The sequence below is a fragment of the Paraburkholderia madseniana genome (assembly GCF_009690905.1).
Classification (GTDB): domain Bacteria; phylum Pseudomonadota; class Gammaproteobacteria; order Burkholderiales; family Burkholderiaceae; genus Paraburkholderia; species Paraburkholderia madseniana.
Genome location: NZ_VOSW01000368.1, coordinates 1 through 250, shown reverse-complemented (window position 1 = coordinate 250; position 250 = coordinate 1). Strand labels below are relative to the sequence as shown.

1 protein-coding gene is annotated in these 250 nt (G+C 55.6%); it reads right to left on the bottom strand.

Annotation, left to right across the window (positions count from 1 at the left end):
- The coding region (locus FSO04_RS46170; protein WP_479687417.1) for a reverse transcriptase domain-containing protein at nt 1-233 on the bottom strand (233 nt) is incomplete at its 3' end.
- Between the last annotated feature and the right edge of the window lie 17 nt (nt 234-250).

The following is a 250-nucleotide window of genomic DNA, read 5'->3' as shown; positions in this document are numbered from 1 at the left end:
GTGGTAAAACAATATTCAATGGCGTCGGCAGTCGAACGTTTGGGCCGAAACCCGTACGAGTTTGGATCCGCCAAGCTCTCCGCAATGGGCTCCAACGCGAGCTTCCATAACGCCTGCATTGACCTGCACAGCATGCGGGGAATTCCTAACGGACGCTTCTTGCCATTGCTCTTGGGGATGTAAATACGTCGAAGCGGCAACGCACGGTAGCCGTGGTGTTGCATCGCCTCCATCCCTTTCCATTTGGCCG